We start from the raw sequence: 22,843 nt of genomic DNA on the forward strand, positions 1-22,843 counted from the left end.
CTATGATAAACTTTTGATAAGATTACTAGAGAGCAGAGAAAAGTAATCAAATTTAACAAAATGACACGTTTTGTCGTGTTCTATTTGTGGAATTTGGTTTTTTTTATGCTCTCTTTTCTTTTGTTCAAAATTTCTAAATAATAAAAATATAAAATATGGAGGTAGTATTTATGAGTACAAGTATAAGCGATTTTTCACTTGATTTCTTTTCACTAAAGGGTAAGAATGCAATTGTTACTGGAGGAAATACTGGTTTAGGTCAAACTTTTGCTTTGGCACTTGCAAAAGCAGGAGCTAATGTTTTTATACCAAGTCTCATGGAAGATGATGGTACTACTCAAAAATTAATTGAAGAAGCAGGACAAAAAATGTCTTTTATGCAAGTTGATATTACAGAAGATGGAGCTCCAAAGCGTATCATTGATGCTTGTGTTGAAACCTTTGGTTCTATAGATATTCTTGTGAATTCAGCAGGATTATGTATCAATATTGAAGATGTAACAAAGTTTACAAGAAAAGAATGGGATAAGATGTTAGCTGTCAATTTAACCGCAGCCTTTGAATTAGCTCACGAAGCAGCTAAGTATATGATTCCTCAACGATCAGGAAAAATCATTAACATTGGCTCTATGTTCTCCTATCTTGGAGGTCAGTGGTCACCAGCTTATGCAACAACAAAAACAGGTTTATTGGGCTTCACAAAAGCATATTGTGATGAATTAGCTCAGTTTAATATTCAAGTTAATGGTATCGCACCAGGTTATTATGCAACAGAATTAACAACTGCAACAAGGTCAAATCCAGAGACAAATAAGCGTGTACTTGATCATATTCCAGCCAATAGATGGGGAGAGAAACAAGACTTAATGGGAACTTGTGTTTTCTTGGCAAGTAGGGCTTCTGATTATGTTAATGGAGCAATGCTCAATGTTGATGGCGGCTATTTAGTTAGATAACATGACATAGAATAATGATGATTGGATTTTAAGGAGGAAATTATATTATGAACGTATCAAAAGAGCAAATCATAGATTTTCTTACTGGCGTAGTAGGGGAAGGAAATGTTATAACAGAACAGGAAGTTTTAGTAGAAAGTAGCTTGGATCGATTTAGAAGATATGAAAAATATCATGGTAGACAAAGTGATTATATGCCAAGTTGTGTTTGTAAAGTCCATTCAGCTGAGGAAGTATCAGAAATTCTTAAATATGCTAATGAAAATGGTGTTCCTGTAATACCAAGAACCGGTGAATCTGCAACTGAAGGTGGTCTTGAAGTCGTTGTAGAAAACACAATTGTTCTTGATGGTAGTGAGATGAATGAAATCATTGAAATCAGTGAAGAAAACATGCTGGCAACAGTAGCTTGTGGTGTACCATTGGAAGTTCTTGAAAATAAATTAAGAGAAAAAGGTTATACAACAGGACATTCACCACAGTCCAAGCCTTTAGCACAATTTGGAGGACTTGTAGCAACAAGAAGTATTGGTCAGTTTTCAACATTGTATGGTGGTATTGAAGATATGGTTGTTGGTCTTGAGGCAGTATTTCCAAATGGTAAAATCTGCAAAATTAAAAATGTTCCAAGACGTGCAGCGGGTCCAGATATTCGCCACATCATTATTGGAAACGAAGGGTCAATATGTTTTATTACTGAAGTGACCGTTAAGATATTCAAATATCATCCAGAAAACAATCAATTCATGGGATTCTTGCTGGACGATATGAGATTAGGCTTCAGTATTCTTAGAGAAGTCATGGTTGAAGGATATAAACCTTCTGTTGCAAGACTTTATGATGAAGAAGATGGTGATTATCATTTCTCACACTTTGCAGATGGACGCTGTGTTCTAATTTTTGTTGCAGAGGGTAATAAGCATCTTGCAAAAGCTACTGCTGAAGGCATTAGAGAGATATTATCCAAATATAGTGAATTGGAAGAAGTTGATCCAAAGCTTATTGAAAACTGGTTCAATCACCTTAACTGGGATCCACAGTCATTGATTGACGAGAGAAAAGAAACACTTGAAACCAATAATATTTGTCATACAACTGAAATTTCAGGTAACTGGGACGTTATTTGCGACATATTTGAAGCAGGTAAGAAGAGAATTAAAGAGAATTTTCCAGATGTAACACTTATGGGAGGACATTCTTCACATAGTTATTTAAACGGAACCAACATGTATTTCGTATACTTCTATAATGTAGAATGCCCTGTTGAAGAAGAATTAAAGACATACCACTTAGCTATTAAGGAAATACTTGTGGAGGAGACACTTAAGCGTGGAGGTAGTATGTGTCATCACCATGGCGTAGGTAAGCATAGAAGTTATTGGATTAAAGATGAGTATCAATCATCCTACTATATGCTTGAGAATTTAATAGAATCTTTTGATCCAAATAACATTATGAATCCAGGAACGATTCTTGGAAAAAAATAAATCAATGTCATAAGGAGATGAAATTATGAAAAAAAGCACAAGAAAATGGATAACTGTCGCAATCCTTGCAACTGCTGCCGGTATCATTTTTGAGTTGCCTTATATGCGGTACACATTTTACGATCCGCTAAGAGAGGGACTTGGATTAACCCATGAGCAATTTGGGGAACTAATGAGTTTTTATGGTACATTGGCATTCATTTTCTATTTGCCTGGGGGTTGGTTGGCAGATAGACTCTCTCACAAATATTTATTAGGATTTTCTTTGGTAGGAACGGGTCTTGGGGGATTTTATCTATCAACATGGCCAGATTTTGGTTCTGCAAAAATACTCTTTGCATTTTGGGGGATTACATCAATTTTCACTTTTTGGGCAACCTTATTAAAAGCAACAAGTATGCTGGGTGATAAGAGTGAACAAGGTAAGCTTTTTTCTTTAACTGAAGGTGGTAGGGGGATCATTACTTCAGTTATGGCACTTATCGCAACGGCTATGATTGCAAGATTTGGAGGCAGTCCAGGAGAGTTTGTTTTCGTATTATACTTATACTCCGCTGTATGTATTTTAGTTGGTATATTAGCAATTATATTTGTACCACATAATAAGATTCCTGCTGAGGAAAGAGAAAATGGTATGAATGTTATTAAGGACATGATAGAAGTTGCAAAAATGCCTATTACTTGGTTACTTGCAATATGTATATTTTCTATTTATACCGTTTATACCACATCAAGTTACTTTACACCCTACATGACAGAAGTATTTGGAGTTTCAGCAGCAACTGCCGCTTTAGTTGCCACTTTTAAGAATCATCTTTTTAGACCAATATCAGGTATTGTAGGAACAGCTCTTACCAATAAAACTGGGTCATCTATACCATCAATGAAAATAAGTGTTGTTTTCTTGACAGCTCTTATAGTTATAACATTGGTATTACCGGTATCAACAGCATTATTATTTGTTATTAGTATTGTTATTGGGCTTATTGGATTAATGACATTTGTATTAAGAGGTCTTTATTTCGCACCAGTTGGTGAAGTTGGAACGCCTAAACGATTACTTGGAGCGGCAATGGGTCTTATTTCAACAATAGCATTTACTTCGGATATGTTCAATTTTAAAATAGTTGGTAGAATTCTTGATAATAATCCAGGAATAAGTGGTTATAAGATGGTATTTGTCTACATTATCGTATTATTAGTTATTGCTTTCGTTTCATTAATTTTCTTAAAAAGGGCATCAGACAATGCCATAAGCAGTAATGAAGAAAGCGAAAAAGAAGAAGCAGTCGAAAAAGTTGTATAAGGAGTGAGGAAATGAATAATCAATATATTGTAGCAATAGATGGGGGTACACAAAGTACAAAAGTAGCCATTTTTGATCTACAGGGTACAGAAATTTGCTCCCATTCTGTCAGACTTCGTGAGATTGAACTCTATGAAAATGGAGTAGCATTACATCCAGATGATGACCTTTGGGATAGTTTAATACTAGCTTGTGAAGAAATGTTTAAGAAGTTTCAAGGAGATAAAAACGATATTATTGGTGTTGGATTAGGTTCTATTAGATGTTGTAGAGCATTAGTCAAAGAAGATGGCAATTTAGCATCTCCAGTTCAAAGCTGGATGGATATACGATTATCACGACCATATGAACATGAAGACGATAACGTAAAATATGTTACAACAACTACTGGTTATCTAACCTATAGATTAACAGGTGAAACAAAGGACACAAGAAGTAATTATGTAGGACCTTGGCCCATTGATCCAGTTACCTTGGAATGGTATGAAGATAAAGAGAAATTTGATGCGTATACGACACCAAGAGAAATGCTTTTTGATCTAGTAGACCCTTCAAGTGTAATGGGTTATATGACAGAGTTCGCAAGTGAAGCTACTGGTATACCAGCTGGGCTACCTGTTGTTTCAACTTCAAATGATAAGGCTGTTGAAGGATTAGGAGCAGGATTAGTAAATGATGGTACTGTACTTGTGTCATTAGGTACATACATTACATCCATGATGGTTGGTGAAAAAAATAATCAAAATACAGTCAATTATTGGACAAACCCTGGTGCTACCAAGGATGAATATCTATATGAAAGCAGCGGTATTCGCCGTGGTATGACAACAGTGACATGGATTAAAGATTTAATGGGAAGCGATGTAGTAATGGAGGCAGAAAAAAGAGGAATTTCTCCTGAAGCTTATCTGAATATATTAGCACAAGATGTACCTGTTGGATGCGACGGACTCTATACTATTCTGGATTGGTTGTCTCCTCCAGATAAACAGTTTAAGCGCGGCATGATTATTGGTTTTAATGGAACTCACAAAGGTCCTCATATTTTCAGGTCTGTTCTTGAGGGTATTGCTTTAACCATGAAGAATAATGCTCAAGCCATGTGTGATGAATTAGGTATTGATTTAACTAATATTATTGTCAGTGGTGGAGGTTCTAATGGGGAGTTGTTCATGCAGATTTTTGCAGACGTTTTTGGTGTTCCGGCTCACCGAAATGTGATAAATGGCTCTGCAAGTATGGGAGCTGCAATCTGTACAGCCCTAGCTCTTGGTATTTATCAAGATAGAAATGAAGCTATAGAAAATATGGTAAAGCGAAGAGATACCTTTGTCCCAATTGAAAAAAATGTGCGTATTTATAAGGAAATGAATGACAAAGTATATAAACATATAACTTCATATACAGATGATCTATTAAAAAAATCTCATGAAATATTTGGGTGATGAGGATGAATATTCTAAATTGCTTTAAGGTAATAGAAGATTTGGAAAAAATGACAAAAGATGACTGGCACATTGCTGGTCGTCTATTTGTTGATACATCATTTATTAAGACCATGGTAAATGAAAGTGATGCAAGTGCTATTGAACTATCTTTACGTCTAAGAGATAGTAGTGAGGCTAATATTTTTGGAATAACAGTTACAGATAAAAAGGTGAGATCTTTTGTTAAGCAAATGTATGGATTGAAGTTTAACCAAGTTGCCGTTTGTGATAGTAAAGGTACAGATATTCGTTTTAGACCTGACCTTGTAAGCAGTATCATAGCAGATTATGCCAAAAGTATTGGAGCAGATATCATTACCTTTGGATCAAATGCTCCGAATGGCAACAATTATTTGACACCATTTTATGTAGCTGAGATGTTAAATATGATATGCATAAGCAATGTGATTAATATTGAATCAATCAGTAATCAGCAATTAGTAATTACCTATCAAGGTGATATTGGTACGATTACAATAAAAGCTGCTGCACCAATTATTCTGATTATTGATAATGCACCTGGTACTTCTTTAAGAATTCCTACCCTAAAAGATAAGATAGAGGGAAGTAAAAAGGAAGTCTATGAGATGGATATGGAAGATTATCAAGAATCCTCTATAAAGATAATGAAGCCGTTAAAGTTAAGTACCATTGATAATTCTAGAAATTATGAAGTCATTGAGAAAGAAGAGCTGATAAAGCTTATTGAGGATAGTCGAAAATGAAAATAACAGTAATTGTTTCGGATTTCGGAAATGAACATGAAAACTATTTTAAGCAGTTAATGACGTTTATTAAGGGTTATACACTTTCTCTTGAGGTAATCATTATTACGGACAAGGTCAGTCAATATACTTCTGTAGATGATAGTATTGATGTTATTGAATTTGGCATATGTAATTCAGAAGTTATTGTGGATTATCTAGCAAGAAGATTGAAATCATCAAGAAGGATTATTTTTGATTCTAGTATATTATCCAGAGAATTAGCAGGAAGATTGTCTGTTAGGCTGAATATTCCTGGTTTAATTGATGTTCGTTCTATGAGGATTGATGACGAAAATATTATTTTTAGTAAATATGTCTATGCAGCTAATTTAGTAGCAGAATTTGCAAGTAAGGAGTTTTGTATTGCTCTATCAAGGACGGTACCTATATCAGAAGAGATATTAATTGCAGCGACCACTATGAACATACATAAAGTCAGTGAAAATAGTTCTGTCGAAATTCTATCGGTGGAACCTATGCAAAAAGATGAGTATAAGGATATGCTCATTGTTGTTGGTAGAGGTGTAGATGCAGAAAATGACCTAGATAGAATAAAAGAACTTGCAGTCAAAATGGATGCTGACTTAGGTGCATCAAGACCAGTATGTATGAGTGGCTATGTATCTCTAGAACATTTAGTTGGTGTTTCTGGCAAGATATATAATCCAAAACTATGTGTTACTTTGGGTGTATCAGGTTCTTTAGCCTTTTATCCAGGAATTGAAAAGAGCAAAATTATTATTTCAGTAAATGATGATAAAGATGCACCAATAATGCAGAATTCGGATTACTGTATCCAGAGTGATTATAAAGAGGTTGTAAAATATTTGGAGAATTTTTGGAGTGATTCATATGAATGAATATAAAGATAAGTATGTAGACTATTTAAGTGATGAATCTAAATTACAAGGATACTGCGATTATATTGAGTTTCCTACTTGTGAAGAAGAAGTTGTAGATTTAATTAGTAATTGTAGTAAAGAAGATATAACGATAACTGTACAGGGTGGTAGAACAGGAATTGTTGGAGGAAGTGTACCTCAGGGTGGATTGCTAATGAATATGAGTAAAATGGATAAAATAATAGGTATTGAAGGGGAGATTCTATCCGTAATGCCTGGTGTACCTCTATTTGCTATTAATGAATTTGTTAATCGTGAGAAAAAAGGCTATATCTTTCCTGTTGATTCCACAGAGAAAACCGCAAGTATAGGAGGTATCTTTTCTACAGGGGCAAGAGGTCCAAGAAATTATCATTTTGGTGATAGCATAAATTATTTTAAAGGTATTGAAGTAATTGATTTTAGCGGGGTTAAACATATTCTTTCTATGAAAGATGAAGTTAACGATTATTATAAAAAAGAAGGAAGAGAAGGTATTGTTACAAAGCTTCACATACAATTAATAAAAAAGTTTAACCATATATGGGGTATTGTATTTCTATTTGACAGCATTAAGGATATTGTTGGTTTTAGCGAAGATGTGAAAAAAAGTGATATCAAGAATATACTGTCCTTTGAATATATAAGTGATAGTACAATTGATCTCATACAAGAATTCAGTACTGGTATGGACAAGTTGAAAGGCGTGCCAACATTTGATAAAGGTATGCATATGATTTATACTGAGATTTTTTCTGATAATCAAGATGACATTGAAATGTCAGCAGAAATGTTGATGGAATTAGCAGCAGAACATCACTGTGATATTGAGAAAGCTTTAGCTGTATCAACAGAAGATGATCTTGAGAAAATGGCAAATTATAGACATGCAGCAGCAGAATGTTGTAATATGTTTATTGAACATGTCAAAAAAATTGATGAGGGAATAACAAAATTATCAACAGATATTAGTGGGATTACAGACATTTGTTATTTTGCTAACTTAAAAACTGATATTAAATATGTTATATTTGGGCATTTGTTGGATGCACATTTACATATGAATTTACTCCCCCAAAATTATGAGGAATATATGGAAGCGAAAGAAATAATTAAGAATATATCTGTTGAAAACTACTTAAAAGGTGCCACAATTTTCACAGAACACGGTATAGGGAAAATAAAACAGTATATTGTTGATGCTATAAATGATAGTATACTAACTCAAAACAAGGAGAAATGATTTTGAAAAATCTACATCTTCCAAACACCTGTATTTGTAGTGGAGATTGCAGTAGCACCAGCTTTTAGTGCATTCATGACATCATCTTTTGCACATACTAAACCACCAGCAATTATAGGAACATCTATTAATTCAACAACCCATCCTAATACTTTTGGCATACATCCTGGCATAATTTCGATACAGTCAGGTCTTGATTGGGATATTTGTTTTTCTAAACTATAAAAGGACATTGAGTCTACCAGAAAGAAACGATGTACAGTGAAAAGGTCACGTTCTCTAGCGGCATGAATCATATGGGCTTTCGTGCTAATAATTCCGTCTGCTCTTGTTTTTTCCTTAATATAGTCAATAACAATATTTTTATGTGACGTACCTTCAAGTAGATCAACATGAACAAATGCAGATTTACCTGAATTCTTAACTTTATTTACAATATCACTAATGGTTAATAAATTACCATATAAAATAAATACCACATTACATTCAGAATTTAGAACTTCTTCTAATCCTTTGTCATCTTTGATGCCACCTATTATTGGATTATCTTCTAATAAATTTAACAAGTTTTGCATATTGGCCACCTTTCTAGAACATAATTAGATTGTTGGTTATATATTCATTATACAGAATTATGAACCAATAGCAAGTTGAATATATAATCTAGATTTATCATCTGATGTTTAGTTTATACTAAATAAATTATTTTATTTGAAATTATTTATTATTAAAAAAACTAATTACCTATACATAAGATATTGATTATACGATTGCTTCTAGCATATAGTGCTAGATAATGAATTGAAGGTTATTATAAAACGAGCTTAATCTAATAACCATTTATTGATAAGGTTAATTACAATTTGAGGAGGTTTTATCTTGAATGATTTAAATAATAAGTCAAAGAGATGGTTATCACAAAGGTTTAGACCATTTGTTTTTTTTCCAGCATTTATTTTGCTGATATTGACAATTGTATTAAATTTTGTGAATCCAAATACTTTTTTAGATATAACTACAATGGCTAAGAACTTTATGGTTGGTGACATGGGGTGGATGTTTAGTATTGTTGGTATACTATGTGTAATCGTCATTGTATTAACGTATTTTTCACCATTAGGTGAAGTGAGAATCGGTGGAAAAAACGCAAAACCAATGCTAAAAAAATCTTCGTGGTTTGCTATAACATTATGTACAACGATTGCAGCTGGGATTCTTTTTTGGGGAACTGCAGAACCTATGTGGCATTTGGCTTATCCACCTGAATCATTAGGAATTGCTCCTATGTCACCAGAGGCAGCAAAATATGCAATGGAGACTATGTTTCTTCATTGGACATTTATACCTTATGGAATTTATGCGGTACCAACCATTGTATTTGCTTTTGCATATTATAATATGAGGCGTTCATTTAGTGTTGGGTCTCAAATATCACCATTAATATCAAGCAATAAGCAAAAAAAAATCAATGGAGTTATTGATGCAGTTGTGCTTTTTACCGTAGCTGCTGGTATTTCTTCTTCTTTTGGCACTGCTGTTATGAACATGGGTGGTGGGATAAATGCTCTTTTTGGTATTAATAATGATAAAACAATTTGGATTATTATTACGATTATAGGTACAGCTGCCTTTATTATTTCCTCTGGTACAGGATTAATGAAAGGAATCAGAGTTTTATCTGATGTCAATGTATATTTATATTATATTATCATTGTAGCATTATTAATCCTTGGTCCATTTAATTATTTCTTTAGCTTAGGAACAGAAGCTTTTGGTGGATTTATTGACAACCTTTTTTCAAAAGCTCTATTTACTGGTGCATCTTCTGGAGATTCATGGGCTTCAGGGTGGACAATGTTCTACTGGTCTAATTGGATGGCATGGGCACCTGTGTCAGCAGTATTTCTAGCAAGGATAGCTTATGGTTATAAAATCAAGGAAGTCATTATGATGAATTTCATTATACCAAGTATTTTTAGTACGGTCTGGATGACAATACTCTCAGGTACTACAATTAATTATCAAATGACTGGGAAGGTTGATATAATTGCTAAGATGAATGAGCAAGGCTCAGCAGCGGCTGCCTATACTGTACTAGGTGAATTACCTTTTTCTGGTTTAATTATCGGTATTTATTTGATTGCAGTTATGATTTCCTTTATAACAGCTACAGATTCTACAACTAATGCTATGGCAAGTATATGTACATCTGGAATTAAAGATGGAAGACAAGAAGCACCACTAGTAATTAAAGTTGTATGGGGGATTATTATAGGTGCAATATCTTTGGTTTTCATTGCTGCTCTTGGTCTCGATGGAATTAAAATGCTCTCATATTTAGGTGGTTTTCCAGCACTGTTCTTAGGAATATTGAGTATTGTATCTTTGCTGTTAATAATGAAAAAATCAGATAAGTACGATGTTGTATCAAAAGATACTAAGGAAGTTACGAAAGAATAGAGGCTATAGATAGCTGTCTTATAATATTTTGAGAAAATATCATAATCTTAAGGTCTTATTAGACAGCTATTAATATCTAATCTAGTCATTATATTTATCTTCACTATGCATGATAAATTTTAGTTTGCTGGTTTATTATTATTAATATTTGTATCACAATCATTAACAAAAAAAGGTGGCCATGGTTCTCTGGGAGTACCATTTTTAATAAATCTGAAATTACAGCAATCACAGCCACAGCCTAATGTTTTAGTACGATGAAGCTCAATTCCAAGAGCTTTGAAAATAACATAATCCAGATTACATAGATAAGGTACTAATTCGTCAGCCTCTTGATCATGAAAAAATTTAACTATACCACATTCAGTATAATCTATTGCAAGGTCATAATTAATACCATCACCATCATTAACTTCCCATACCCAATCATAAGGATATTTTTTCTCTCTGGATATAAAGGCTCTTCTCTTCATTTTTCTTACTTTTGATTTGGAAAACATTCTTTTACCCATGATTCTTCTTATAAACCTAGGCATTTTATTAAAATATCTAGTCAATGATAAATAGATTAATTTACCAATATCATATAATTCGATGTCGTATTCGGCCAATACTCTATACAAGGCTAAACCCCAACTTGCTTGAACAAGATTAGATGTCAATTTGTTGTCATCACCTCCAATATAAGGGAACTGAGGTATTAGTTTATTATACTCGTTTTTGACTTTTAGTTTAACTGCACTAGCTTCTTTATTACCGAATATGTCAATTAATTCAGGTGTAATTGGTTTCAAGAATTTTTCTATTGACTTAGAAAGTTTATCCTTCTGCTTTATATAATAATCATTCTCTGACATAACACTATCACTCCTTTGTATTATAATTATATAATAATAACTTAACAAATAACAGCCTAATTGTCAATGGATTGCAATTGATTTTTATAATCATTATCAATAAAGCTTAGACTTCTATATTTCATACTATATTACACCGATTTATATATCATTTATTTTATGGTTGATAGATGAATTATAAAGTATTCTATGGTATCATAAAATAAATAATAGTATATAAGGTGAAAATTATGGAACATTTAATTATAGGAACAGCAGGGCACGTAGATCACGGTAAAACAGAATTAGTAAAAGCACTGACAGGCTGCGATACTGATAGACTGAAAGAAGAAAAACAAAGAGGGATGACCATTGAACTTGGTTTTGCACCCTTTTATTTAGATGGAAAGATTTTCTCTATCGTAGATGTACCAGGCCATGAAAAATTAATAAAAACAATGGTCTCAGGTGCAACTGGAATGGATATGGCACTACTAATCATTGCAGCAGACGAAGGCATCATGCCACAGACCATTGAACACATTAACATACTCTCTATGCTAGACATAACCAATATAATCATTGTTATAACAAAAATAGACTTAATAAGTAATGAAAACCTTGATAATACAATAACAAAAATAAAATCTTTTATAAAAGAAACCCCATTAAAAGATTCACCTATCTGTCAAGTATCTTCCAAACTAAATATAGGCATAGACGATCTTAAAAACATAATACTTAACCAATCCAAAACAATAAATAAAACAAGAAATGCCGAACTATTCAGAATGCCCATAGACAGAGTATTCACCATAAAAGGTCATGGAACAGTGGTAACAGGAACCATAACAGGAGGCAAAATAACCAAAGATGATCTTATCGAAATACTTCCAAATAAAATAAACTCAAAAGTAAGAGGAATCCAAGTACATGGTTCAGAAATGAATAAAGCCTACGCTGGTCAAAGATGCGCAATAAATCTAACCAAAGTAGAAAAATCATCAATAAACCGTGGTGATGTAATAGGAAAGCCACAAGAATTATCCCCTACACTCTCCATAGATACCGTAATCTATAACTTAATGGACAACTACACAATAAAACATAACCAAAAAGTAAGAATACACATAGGAACAACAGAAGTAATAGGAAAATTAAAATTAATTCAACAAGAAAACATAGAAAAAAATCAAAAAGCCTACGCCAGAATAAGACTAGAAAAACCTGTAACAGCTGTATTCGGAGATAAATTCATAATACGCTCACTAACCCCAGTAATCACTATCGGAGGAGGCAGAATACTATCTCACAAATCACCTAAACTATCACACCTGCAAACTAAAACAGTAGATTACTTCACTTTACTGGAACAAGCCAATCCAACCCATATAATCCTCAACCTACTACAAACCAACCATCAACTATTTACCATAGACAAAATATTCAAAAATCTATATATCAACCGACAAACCATCTATCAATCACTATCCACCCTACTAAACCAACAAAAGATACTAAAACTAACAAACAAATACTATATCAGCAACGAAACAAACACCTACCTAAAACAACTAATAATAAAATCAATAGAAGAATACTACCAAAATAACAAATACACTATATCAATAAACAAAGAAACCCTAAGAACAAAAACATTCCCGAAATGGAACAAAGACCAATTTGACACCCTATTAACCCTATACAAAAAAAACAACATACTAAACATCTCAAACGACCAAATCATTATAAACAAACAACAAAGAATAACCCAAATATACCAAGACAATCAAATAAACAAACTAGAACAACTAATACTAAAAACCAACTTACAAGGCTTTAACATAACTAACACTATACAAACCAATATCAACACTAACCAACTAAATCACCAACTAAAGTTCCTCCAACAAATAAATAAAATAATAAAACTAAACCAAACCACCTACATCCATAAAACAAATTACGACAACCTACTACACCATATCAACACCCTGTTCACCCAACACCACAAAATAACAGTACAGCAAGTAAGAGACACCCTACAAATAGGAAGAAAACAAACAATAATCATCCTAGAATACCTAGACCAAATAGGTCTAACCAAACGACTAAACAACTACCGAATCCAACTAAAAACCAAATAATCATTAAACCCAACAAAAAGTGGTATAGTATTCGTTTTACGCAGACCGGTCCTTCAGGAGAAAGGCAAGTAAAACGAATACTATACCACTTGCACTACACTAATCATTCCAATATTAATTACCCAATTATTTTAATAATAAATTAACAATCTATCCTAACATATACCATCCAATAAATAAAAAAACAATATACTCCCCCATCCTATAAATTAAGACAATTCCCCCTCACCATTACAAATAAATAGTCTCCTGCTAAGTTCAATTCAATTAATAAAGCTATAACAAAAAAACCTTAACTATCCATAAAATAATACCTAACTAGATGCTTTTTTTCCCTATAGGATTTATCATATAGTTAAGAATATAAAGATAATACAGAACTGTAATAACTTTGTTAAAAAAATCCCACAAGGAGGTAAATAATGAAAGGAAAAACAATATCCAGCCTAAACATTGGCGATACAGCTTCATTCCAAAAGACAATCACCGAATCTGACGTATACCTATATGCAGGTATAACAGGAGATCAGAACCCCGCGCATATAAATCAGGTTGAAGCAGAAAAATCCATGTTCAAAGGTCGCATAGCCCACGGTATGCTTACCGCAGGACTTATCTCAGCAGTACTTGGAATGCAACTACCAGGTCCAGGAACAATATATCTAGGTCAAGAACTCAAATTTACCGCTCCTGTCAGATTTGGAGATACTATAAAAGCACAAGTAGAAGTAATAGAGAAAAAAGAAGAAAAGAACATCATCAAATTAAAAACTATATGCACTAATCAAAATGATAAAATTGTACTAGAAGGAATAGCAACTGTTATGCCCCCAAAATAAAAATTAATAATAGAATCAAAGATTACAAATATCAACAAAAAGGAGGAACCATTACATGGATTTTTCTATTTCTAACGAATACGAAATGCTGCAAAAAATGTACAGAGAATTTACAGAAAACGAAGTAAAGCCTCTGGCAAGTGAAGTAGATGAAGAAGAAAGATTTCCAGTAGAAACAGTAGAAAAACTTGCAAGATACGGGATGCTTGGTATCCCATTCCCAAAAGAAGTAGGTGGAAGCGGAGGAGACAATCTAGCCTATGCTATGGCAGTAGAAGAATTATCAAAAGCTTGTGCAACTACAGGAGTAATTGTATCTGCTCATACTTCCTTATGCGCTTGGCCTATATATGAATTTGGCACAAAAGAACAAAAAGAAAAATACCTTAAACCATTAGCAGAAGGTAAATTGTTAGGTGCCTTTGGATTAACTGAACCTAATGCAGGAACAGATGCCTCAGCGCAACAGACCACGGCAAGATTAGAAGATGATTATTACATACTAAACGGTTCAAAAATATTTATTACCAACTCAGGATATGCGGATATTTATATAATCATGGCAATGACTGACAAAAGTCTAGGAACAAGAGGCATCTCAGCCTTTATTGTAGAAAAAGATTATGAAGGATTAAGTGTAGGTAAAAAAGAATCGAAAATGGGAATAAAAGGTTCAGCGACTTGTGAACTAATATTCAGGGACTGTAAAGTTCCAAAACAAAACTTACTAGGAAGGTTAAACAAAGGTTTTGGCATAGCAATGAAAACCCTTGATGGAGGACGTATAGGTATAGCAGCACAAGCCCTTGGAATAGCCCAAGGTGCCCTTGATGAAACTATAAAATACGTAAAAGAGAGAAAACAATTCAATAGAGCTCTATCGAAATTCCAGAATACACAATTCACTATTGCAGATATGCAGACCAAAGTGGATGCTGCAAGATTGCTTGTCTATAGAGCGGCAAGAGCGAAAGATAACGATGAACCTTATAGTTCCCATGCAGCTATGGCTAAGTTATTTGCTGCAGAAACAGCAATGGAAGTCACCACAAAAGCAGTACAGCTTCATGGTGGTTATGGTTATACCAGGGAATACCCCGTTGAAAGAATGATGAGAGATGCTAAGATAACAGAAATATACGAAGGAACTTCCGAAGTTCAGAAAATGGTAATAGCAACTGGTTTGCTAAAATAAGGAGGTCAGATAATGAATATAGTCGTGTGTATAAAACAAGTTCCTGACACAACAGAAGTGAAGATCAATCCAGAAACAGGAACACTCATAAGAGATGGTATACCAAGTATTATCAACCCTGACGATAAAAGAGGACTAGAAGCAGCTCTAACATTAAAAGACAAATACGGTGGTGTTGTAACAGTAATAACAATGGGACCTCCACAAGCAAAAGATGCTCTTAGAGAAGCTTTGGCAATGGGAGCAGATGAAGGAATATTATTAAGTGATAGAGCCTTTGCAGGTGCTGATACATGGGCAACATCAACTACTATTTCAAAGGCATTAGAAAAACTTGATTATGATTTAATAATTGCAGGACGTCAAGCTATTGATGGGGATACAGCTCAAGTTGGACCTCAGATTGCTGAACATCTCAAGATACCTCATGTAAGTTATGTTGAGAATCTAATGAAGAAGGATGACAAACTAATACTTAAACGAGCTTTTGAAGATGGATATCATATTATAGAAGTCAAAATGCCATGTTTGATTACTACTCTAAGTGAAATGAATAAACCAAGATATATGTCAGTTAGTGGAATAATAGATGCATATAGAGAAAAAGAAATAAAAGTATGGAAATTAGATGATTTAGATATAGATGACCGATCTACTATTGGACTTAAGGGTTCACCTACCAAAGTAAAAAAATCATTTACAAAAGGTGCTAAAACTGCAGGAAAAGTATTTGAAGTAGATAATGAAGAAGCGGCTAGAATAATTGTTAAGAAACTACAAGAAAAATACATTATATAACCAGCGGGGAAAGGAGGTATAAGGATGAATATTAATGAATATAAAGGTGTAGTAGTATTTGTGGAACAAAGAGAAGGTATCATAAGCAAAGTTTCTCTAGAGCTTCTTGGCAAAGGAAGAGAATTAGCAGATAATCTAGGCGAAAAGTTAATAGCGGTATTAATTGGATATAATATGATGGATAAAACAAAAGAATTAATCTATTATGGAGCAGATAAAGTTATCTATGCAGATGATAAGGCTTTTGAAGTATATATGACAGAACCTTATACAAAAGCTATGAGTACAATCATAAATGATAGAAAACCTGAAATTGTATTATTTGGTGCAACGGCAATAGGAAGGGATCTTGCACCAAGGATATCAGCTAGAATACATACAGGACTTACTGCAGATTGCACATCTCTAGAGATTGATGAAGAAAATAATAATCTTCTTATGACAAGACCTGCTTTTGGAGGTAATATATTAGCAACGATTATATGTCCTAATTATAGACCCCAGATGTCAACAGTCAGACCAGGGGTTATGCAAAAGTTAGAAAAAGATACTTCGAGAGAAGGAGATGTGGAACAATACAATATGGACATTAACGAATCTGACATGACCTATAAAATCCTCGAAGTAGTAAAAGAAGAAAAAGAGAAAATCAATATTGAAGATGCTAATGTACTTATATCTGGAGGAAGAGGAATAGGTAAAGCTGACAATTTCACCATATTAAAAGAATTAGCCAAAGAATTGAAAGGACAGGTATCTGCATCTAGAGCGGTTGTTGATGCTGGATGGATTAATAAAGACCATCAAGTAGGTCAAACTGGTAAAACTGTTAGACCAGGTTTATATTTTGCATGTGGTATATCAGGAGCTATTCAGCATCTAGCAGGTATGGAAGAATCAGACTACATTATAGCAATAAACAAAGATTCAGAGGCACCAATATTTGAAGTAGCTGATTTAGGCATAGTTGGTGATGTTCATAAAGTTATACCTGAATTGATTAACCAATTAAAAGTCATTAAGGAAAACAGGTAAAAAAGCTATATAATATATGAATTCTGGATAGAATTAATTAAAGTTTTACTGATTAATATTTACAATAATATACTAAAAATATAAAATTATTATATTAAACAAAGTATTTTGGAATTTATTCAAAAAATATTATGGTCAATTGTACACAATGTGTTATAATTAATTTACATATTAAATATCCTATAAAAAGTCTTATTTCTTAATTTGAGATAAGGCTTCTTCCATTCAGGAATACATTATATAAGAGTATTAAATATTATAATTAATCATAAGAAAAGAATGATTTATATAACTTTTTTCAAAATTACTACTATAAATTATAAAAAGATATTCATAGATTTAACATCTTTATGTTATAATATGATGATAAAAAATTATAGGAGTGATAAAAATGGAAAAAGTTATAGTTATTAATAATGATGTATTTGGTCAAGGAGATAGAATTTTAGGAGAAAAGTTAATGGGGGCTTTTCTAAAGAAAATTTGGGCTAGAAATGAAAAACCTGAAGCAATATTGTTCTATAATGCTGGTGTGAAACTTACAGCAAAAGGTTCTACAGTTCTTGATGTGCTTACTGGATTAAGTGAATCAGGAGTTGAGTTGTTGGCATGTGGAACATGTATCAATTTTTATGAGTTAAAAGATAAGATGATGGTTGGTAGGATAAGTAATATGGAGGAGATTTCATCAACGATGATGGAAGCAAAAAGTGTAATAACAATTTAAAACTTGATTGGAGGAAAGGTGTTATGGGTAAGTTAGCTGTAATAGCTATTGGGGGTAATTCTTTAATCAAAGATAAAAGGCAATCTGTAGACGATCAATACATAGCAGTTTGTGAAACAGTTAAGCATATTGTTGATGTAATTGAAGAAGGATATGAAGTAATTGTAACGCATGGTAATGGTCCACAAGTAGGATTTATCATGAGGCGTTCAGAAATCGCTCATGAAACCGATGATATGCATCTTGTACCTTTGGTTAATTGTGATGCAGATACACAAGGTGCTATAGGATATCAAATACAACAAGCATTACAGAATGAATTTCATAAAAGAGGAATGAAGAAAAAGGCTACTACTGTTGTAAGTCAAGTTGAGGTTGATAAAAACGATAAAGCTTTTTCAAATCCTTCAAAACCAATTGGTTCATTCTATAGTGAAGACAAGATAGACAAAATAAAAGAAGAGCATCCAGATTGGATATTAGTAAATGATTCAGGAAGAGGATACAGAAGAGTTGTGCCATCACCTATGCCAATAAATATTATTGAGCAAGATTCAATTGAATTATTGATAGAAAAAGGTGTTACAGTTATAGCTGTAGGTGGTGGCGGAATACCTGTTATAAGAGATGAAGAAGATAATTTGATAGGTGTTAATGCTGTAATAGATAAAGATAATGCATCAAGTTTATTAGCTCGTGAACTTAATGCTGACTTATTTATTATATCTACTGCAGTACCTAATGTATGCATTAATTTTGGTAAAGAGAATGAAGAAAAACTTCACAATGTGGATATGGACAGAATAAAGAATCTACGAGATGAAGGACATTTTGCTCCAGGAAGTATGCTTCCTAAGATTAATGCTTGTATAAATTTCCTTGAGAATGGTGGAAATAAAGCTATAATTACATGTCCAGAGGAATTGAAAGAAGCAGTTATAGGAGATAAAGGTACTATAATATCTAAATAGAGGTAAATAGAAAATTATTGAAGAATTCTTCATTATAGATTACAATATAATGGAAACAATAAAAATGATATCAAAATATTTATTGAAAGGTGATAATAATGGAGAATAAAAACCCTATAGTTACAATGGAAATTGAGAATGGTAATAAGATTGAAATAGAATTATATCCTAATATAGCTCCAAACACAGTTAATAACTTTATTTCATTAGTTGAAAAAGGATTTTATGATGGGCTTACTTTTCATAGAGTAATTCCTGGTTTCATGATTCAAGGTGGATGTCCAGATGGTACTGGAATGGGTGGTCCAGGATATTCAATAAAAGGTGAATTCAACATGAATAGATTCACTAATGATCTAAAACATACAAAAGGTGTAATATCTATGGCTAGATCAGCTAATCCTAATTCAGCTGGTTCACAATTTTTTATAATGGTTGCAGATGCACCACATCTAGACGGTCAATATGCAGCATTTGGCAAGGTGGTTTCTGGTATAGAAGAGGCTGATAAAATTGTAAGTGTTGATAGAGATTATCAAGATAAACCTTATGAACCACAAATAATAAAAAAAGTTACTGTAGATACATTTGGTGTAGAATATGATGAAGTAGTTACAGTGTAACAATGAGATTATATAGACCATATATTGTTTGCCTAGCATTATTAAGTGCTAAGCAATCATATATGGTTTTTGTTTTTTTAGATTATGTATAAATGTACTATTGATCGTACAATATATTTTGATATTGACAATAATCGTATGATATAATATGATTATTGTACGGGGTGATGATAATGGAATATAATAATCTAAAGAAAACAATTACAGCAACAGAACTAAAGAATAATCTAGGAAAATACTTAGATTATGCAATTGATGACAATGAAATAGTTATAACCAAAAATGGAAAAAAAGCAGCAAGACTAACTCCATATATTACTGATATCGAACGATATTATACTATAAGAGAAGAAACAGTGGACTATCAATATGGAGGTAAAAAGGTATCATATGAAGAATTTATGGAGATATATGAAAAAACTGAATTGAGAATGGAGTTTATTAATGGAGAGATTATCATTTTAGGTTCTCCTAGTACATTTCATCAAGAAATATCAGGTAACCTTCATGTTATATTAAGAGGTTTCCTGAAAGGTAAGAAGTGCAAAGTATTCTATGCACCATTTGATGTACATTTCAATAAAATTGATTTTAAGGAACCAGATGTCTTGCAGCCTGATTTGTTAATTGCTTGTGATACAGAAGATACAGTTAATGAAAAAGGACGTTATATGGGAACACCTACACTTGTAGTAGAGATTTTATCTCTAAGTACAAGATCTAGAGATATGGTAGATAAATTAAATACTTATATGTTATCAGGTGTAAAAGAATTTTGGGTTATTGACCCTAAGAAAAAAAATATATTAGTATATGGGTTTGATAAATTTCAAATAGAGGAATTCTATTCTTATAAACCAGGTGATATACTTAAGTCTTACCACTTTGAAGAATTAGAGGTTAGTATTAATGATATATTTGAGTTAATTTAATTATTATTAATTATATAGTAATAATTTCTAAACATTTTCATGATATACTCATTGGGACAATTATAATAGGCAAAAGTGAGGAGAAATATTAATGAGAAAGATAATTATGTTTTTAGTAATATTAGCAGTATTAATTTCAGGATGCAATCCATCTAATAAAAAAGATAAATTAGATGTAAATGTATACAGATCAAATGAATCAAGTAAAAGTATTGTTGTTAATGAGGATAATGATGAAAAAGTTGTAGAAGATGATATAGTAGATGATAAGATTACTTTAGATAAAATTTTTCCAGATGAAATAGGTTTTGGCTGGATATATAACGGAACATTAGATTATGGAAGAAGTGAAGAAATAACCAAGTGTTACACAGAAGATGGTGTTAAGCATATTATTATTGAAGGCGAAGAAGATGATCTTAGTGATGGAGAGACTGGTCATGATTCCACATTCACAAAAGATTTTCAAATAACTGATGATGGAATTAAGTTAAGCCATAAAGGTTCACCTGTATATCTTGACAACCGAGAATTCTATTTGTTGAAAATGCCTATTGAAGTGGGTAATTCATGGGAACATGATTGGTATTATGGTGCAAAAGCCAAAACTGAAATAATTGATGTCACAGATACTACTGTTATAACAGAGACAGTAATAACTGAGGATAATGACGATTATTATTTTAAGAAAGCCAGAACAACATTTGAACAAGGTAAAGGGATATCAACACTAGAAAAAGTTGCAGATGAAGATTTTACGATTACCGAAAAAATATATACTTTTGGAAAGGATTATCTAAAAGAAGAACCGAATACAGAAAGTAATCATTAATAATAGTAAATACTTATATTGAGTGAATAAGAGTGTATCAGATAGGTCTGGTATACTCTTTTTTTGCTAAATATTTCTTGACACAATAGTTTATTTGTATTAACATATACTTAGTAATACTAAATACTTAGTTTCTAAAGGGATGAAAAATTTGGAGAGAATAAAAAAACAACTTAAGAAAGGAACATTAGAGATTATTATCTTAAGCTTGATAAGCAAAAAGGAAATGTATGGATATGAAATCATTCAGCAATTAGAACAAAACAGCAATGGATTCTATTCATTGAAGGAAGGTTCTCTATATCCTGTATTATATAGGCTAGAAGATAGTGATTTCATTGAGAGTTATATGTTCCATGAGGAAGGGAAAAGAAAAATTACAAGAAAATATTATAAGATAACTGATAAGGGTATCAATCAGATTAATGATTATCTAAAAGAATGGAATAACTTTGTTTTTATAACTAATAAAATTCTTGGTATAGAAGGTGATATAAATGAATAAGGCGCATAAAAGATATGTTAACAAAGTTTTGAGAAGAATAGATTGCAGTAAAAGTTATAAGAAAAGGATAAGAAATGATTTGCATATAATGATGGAGGAAAAGGCATTAGAACTAAACGAATCAGACCCATATAAGCTGCTGGGAGAGCCTGAACAAGTAGCTGAAGAATTTGCAGAAAATATGGGAGTAAACCTCTTTACTAAATATCAGTATGTATCTGAGAAAACGATTCTAGGAACCCCGTTAATACAGATAAATAATCATAATTATAGAAGTTATGAATACAAATCTAAAAAAACTATTATGGGAATACCCCTTGTTCATATCAATAATAAGCCTCTGGGAGCTGCCAAGGGAATTATTGCATGTGGTTCCATATCAATTGGTATTATCAGTTTGGGAGGTATTTCAATAGGTGTCATTTCTTTTGGAGGTGTAAGCTTTGCATTATTACTTGGTATTGGAGGAGCTGCATTGTCAGGAGTGGTTAGTATTGGAGGACTTGCTATAGCTGGATTATTTGCTATAGGAGGAGCAGCTTTTTCCAACTACATATCAATAGGTGGAGCTGCTATAGCTAAAGAATTTGCTTATGGAGGATATGCAAAAGCAAAGGTAGCCATAGGTAAAGAAATCAATGCAAAAGTTGGTTTCTATTCCCAAAGTGGAAAAGGAGAATTTGTAAGAATGATAGTAGAAGATACTCAGCTCATGAAGGATTATATATATAGCAAAGTACCTGATTTAAGTGGTTTCGTCAAAGGGGTTATGGATAAATGTATGTACTTCGTACATAATGTTAGATAGGGGGAATA

At 32.6% G+C, this 22,843-nt stretch carries 22 protein-coding genes; 20 read left to right on the forward strand and 2 right to left on the reverse strand.

Going from position 1 to position 22,843, the window contains the following annotated elements; genetic code table 11:
• Positions 1 to 170: 170 nt before the first annotated feature.
• The 7 genes from AACQ14_RS08900 to AACQ14_RS08930 are packed head-to-tail and all read left to right on the forward strand — an operon-like array spanning position 171 to position 8,127.
• On the forward strand, positions 171 to 956 hold the full coding sequence (locus AACQ14_RS08900) for an SDR family oxidoreductase (RefSeq protein WP_339363229.1): 786 nt from the start codon (positions 171 to 173) through the stop codon (positions 954 to 956).
• A gap of 47 nt (positions 957 to 1,003) precedes the next feature.
• The gene (locus AACQ14_RS08905; protein ID WP_339363230.1) at positions 1,004 to 2,443 is read left to right on the forward strand and encodes an FAD-binding oxidoreductase; all 1,440 of its coding nucleotides are present in this window, start codon (positions 1,004 to 1,006) and stop codon (positions 2,441 to 2,443) included.
• Positions 2,444 to 2,468: 25 nt separating this feature from the next.
• On the forward strand, positions 2,469 to 3,749 hold the full coding sequence (locus AACQ14_RS08910) for an MFS transporter (RefSeq protein WP_339363232.1): 1,281 nt from the start codon (positions 2,469 to 2,471) through the stop codon (positions 3,747 to 3,749).
• An 11-nt stretch (positions 3,750 to 3,760) separates the two neighbouring features.
• Positions 3,761 to 5,194 (forward strand): FGGY-family carbohydrate kinase, encoded by a 1,434-nt coding sequence (locus tag AACQ14_RS08915; protein WP_339363233.1) that lies wholly within the window; start codon positions 3,761 to 3,763, stop codon positions 5,192 to 5,194.
• A 5-nt stretch (positions 5,195 to 5,199) separates the two neighbouring features.
• Complete coding sequence (locus AACQ14_RS08920; RefSeq protein ID WP_339363234.1) at positions 5,200 to 5,961, forward strand: adenine nucleotide alpha hydrolase family protein; 762 nt, start codon at positions 5,200 to 5,202, stop codon at positions 5,959 to 5,961.
• Positions 5,958 to 6,863, forward strand: coding sequence for an electron transfer flavoprotein subunit alpha/FixB family protein (locus tag AACQ14_RS08925; RefSeq protein ID WP_339363235.1), 906 nt, complete (start codon positions 5,958 to 5,960; stop codon positions 6,861 to 6,863). The genes AACQ14_RS08920 and AACQ14_RS08925 overlap by 4 nt, the downstream gene beginning before the upstream one ends.
• Positions 6,856 to 8,127, forward strand: a complete 1,272-nt coding sequence (locus AACQ14_RS08930) for an FAD-binding oxidoreductase (protein ID WP_339363236.1) — start codon at positions 6,856 to 6,858, stop codon at positions 8,125 to 8,127. Before AACQ14_RS08925 ends, AACQ14_RS08930 begins: the two co-directional genes overlap by 8 nt.
• A gap of 11 nt (positions 8,128 to 8,138) precedes the next feature.
• Here AACQ14_RS08930 and AACQ14_RS08935 read toward each other — a convergent pair whose 3' ends face one another.
• Entirely contained in the window at positions 8,139 to 8,702 is a 564-nt protein-coding gene (locus AACQ14_RS08935; RefSeq protein ID WP_339363237.1) for a glycerol-3-phosphate responsive antiterminator, read from the reverse strand.
• Positions 8,703 to 9,006: 304 nt separating this feature from the next.
• Between AACQ14_RS08935 and AACQ14_RS08940 the strand changes: the two genes are divergently transcribed.
• Positions 9,007 to 10,587 carry a BCCT family transporter gene (locus AACQ14_RS08940; RefSeq protein WP_339363238.1) on the forward strand — a complete coding sequence of 527 codons (1,581 nt, stop codon included), beginning with the start codon at positions 9,007 to 9,009 and terminating at the stop codon, positions 10,585 to 10,587.
• A 119-nt stretch (positions 10,588 to 10,706) separates the two neighbouring features.
• Here AACQ14_RS08940 and AACQ14_RS08945 read toward each other — a convergent pair whose 3' ends face one another.
• A complete protein-coding gene (locus AACQ14_RS08945) occupies positions 10,707 to 11,444 on the reverse strand; it encodes an L-2-amino-thiazoline-4-carboxylic acid hydrolase (protein ID WP_339363239.1) in 738 nt (245 codons plus the stop codon).
• Between the two features lie 230 nt (positions 11,445 to 11,674).
• On the opposite strand from AACQ14_RS08945, the gene selB reads away from it, so the two are divergent.
• The 12 genes from selB to AACQ14_RS09005 all read left to right on the forward strand — a co-directional run bounded on the left by selB (position 11,675) and on the right by AACQ14_RS09005 (position 22,835).
• The gene (gene selB / locus AACQ14_RS08950; protein WP_339363240.1) at positions 11,675 to 13,570 is read left to right on the forward strand and encodes a selenocysteine-specific translation elongation factor; all 1,896 of its coding nucleotides are present in this window, start codon (positions 11,675 to 11,677) and stop codon (positions 13,568 to 13,570) included.
• A gap of 422 nt (positions 13,571 to 13,992) precedes the next feature.
• Positions 13,993 to 14,409: a MaoC family dehydratase gene (locus AACQ14_RS08955; RefSeq protein WP_339363241.1), complete on the forward strand. Its 417-nt coding sequence runs from the start codon at positions 13,993 to 13,995 to the stop codon at positions 14,407 to 14,409.
• Positions 14,410 to 14,464: 55 nt separating this feature from the next.
• Positions 14,465 to 15,604 (forward strand): acyl-CoA dehydrogenase, encoded by a 1,140-nt coding sequence (locus tag AACQ14_RS08960; RefSeq protein ID WP_339363242.1) that lies wholly within the window; start codon positions 14,465 to 14,467, stop codon positions 15,602 to 15,604.
• 12 nt (positions 15,605 to 15,616) lie between these two features.
• Positions 15,617 to 16,402 carry an electron transfer flavoprotein subunit beta/FixA family protein gene (locus AACQ14_RS08965; RefSeq protein ID WP_339363243.1) on the forward strand — a complete coding sequence of 262 codons (786 nt, stop codon included), beginning with the start codon at positions 15,617 to 15,619 and terminating at the stop codon, positions 16,400 to 16,402.
• Positions 16,403 to 16,426: 24 nt separating this feature from the next.
• Positions 16,427 to 17,437, forward strand: coding sequence for an electron transfer flavoprotein subunit alpha/FixB family protein (locus AACQ14_RS08970; RefSeq protein WP_339363244.1), 1,011 nt, complete (start codon positions 16,427 to 16,429; stop codon positions 17,435 to 17,437).
• Between the two features lie 391 nt (positions 17,438 to 17,828).
• Positions 17,829 to 18,164 (forward strand): sulfurtransferase-like selenium metabolism protein YedF, encoded by a 336-nt coding sequence (gene yedF, locus AACQ14_RS08975; protein ID WP_339363245.1) that lies wholly within the window; start codon positions 17,829 to 17,831, stop codon positions 18,162 to 18,164.
• Between the two features lie 23 nt (positions 18,165 to 18,187).
• Positions 18,188 to 19,135, forward strand: coding sequence for a carbamate kinase (gene arcC, locus AACQ14_RS08980; protein WP_339363246.1), 948 nt, complete (start codon positions 18,188 to 18,190; stop codon positions 19,133 to 19,135).
• Positions 19,136 to 19,233: 98 nt separating this feature from the next.
• Positions 19,234 to 19,758: a peptidylprolyl isomerase gene (locus AACQ14_RS08985; RefSeq protein WP_339363247.1), complete on the forward strand. Its 525-nt coding sequence runs from the start codon at positions 19,234 to 19,236 to the stop codon at positions 19,756 to 19,758.
• Positions 19,759 to 19,931: 173 nt separating this feature from the next.
• The gene (locus AACQ14_RS08990; RefSeq protein WP_339363248.1) at positions 19,932 to 20,690 is read left to right on the forward strand and encodes a type II toxin-antitoxin system prevent-host-death family antitoxin; all 759 of its coding nucleotides are present in this window, start codon (positions 19,932 to 19,934) and stop codon (positions 20,688 to 20,690) included.
• Between the two features lie 91 nt (positions 20,691 to 20,781).
• Positions 20,782 to 21,522, forward strand: a complete 741-nt coding sequence (locus AACQ14_RS08995; RefSeq protein ID WP_339363249.1) for a hypothetical protein — start codon at positions 20,782 to 20,784, stop codon at positions 21,520 to 21,522.
• 151 nt (positions 21,523 to 21,673) lie between these two features.
• Positions 21,674 to 22,027 (forward strand): PadR family transcriptional regulator, encoded by a 354-nt coding sequence (locus AACQ14_RS09000; protein ID WP_339363250.1) that lies wholly within the window; start codon positions 21,674 to 21,676, stop codon positions 22,025 to 22,027.
• Positions 22,020 to 22,835: a hypothetical protein gene (locus AACQ14_RS09005; RefSeq protein WP_339363251.1), complete on the forward strand. Its 816-nt coding sequence runs from the start codon at positions 22,020 to 22,022 to the stop codon at positions 22,833 to 22,835. Before AACQ14_RS09000 ends, AACQ14_RS09005 begins: the two co-directional genes overlap by 8 nt.
• The last annotated feature ends 8 nt before the right edge of the window (positions 22,836 to 22,843 follow it).

The sequence above is a fragment of the Vallitalea maricola genome (assembly GCF_036985595.1).
GTDB lineage: Bacteria > Bacillota > Clostridia > Lachnospirales > Vallitaleaceae > Vallitalea > Vallitalea maricola.